We start from the raw sequence: 629 nt of genomic DNA on the forward strand, positions 1-629 counted from the left end.
TTTTATAGTTTAATTTTATCAAATAGGAGTCTTATGTATGAACTATTTAAGATATAAACAATTTAACAAGGATTTTATCACTGTAGCCGTTGGATACTATCTAAGATATGCATTGAGTTATCGTGATATATCTGAAATATTAAGGGAACGTGGTGTAAACGTTCATCATTCAACGGTCTACCGTTGGGTTCAAGAATATGCCCCAATTTTATATCAAATTTGGAAGAAAAAGCATAAAAAAGCTTATTACAAATGGCGTATTGATGAGACGTACATCAAAATAAAAGGAAAATGGAGTTATTTATATCGTGCCATTGATGCAGAGGGACATACATTAGATATTTGGTTGCGTAAGCAACGAGATAATCATTCAGCATATGCGTTTATCAAACGTCTCATTAAACAATTTGGTAAACCTCAAAAGGTAATTACAGATCAGGCACCTTCAACGAAGGTAGCAATGGCTAAAATAATTAAAGCTTTTAAACTTAAACCTGACTGTCATTGTACATCGAAATATCTGAATAACCTCATTGAGCAAGATCACCGTCATATTAAAGTAAGAAAGACAAGGTATCAAAGTATCAATACAGCAAAGAATAATTTAAAAGGTATTGAATGTATTTACG

1 protein-coding gene is annotated in these 629 nt (G+C 31.6%); it reads left to right on the forward strand.

The genetic code is table 11. The annotated features are described in order from the left end of the window. Positions 1–37 precede the first annotated feature (37 nt). A partial coding sequence (locus KA873_RS13425; protein WP_210140577.1) for an IS6 family transposase occupies positions 38–629 on the forward strand: 592 nt, incomplete at its 3' end.

Origin of the sequence: Staphylococcus sp. GDY8P45P (genome assembly GCF_017892745.1) — a bacterium.
Classification (GTDB): domain Bacteria; phylum Bacillota; class Bacilli; order Staphylococcales; family Staphylococcaceae; genus Staphylococcus; species Staphylococcus cohnii.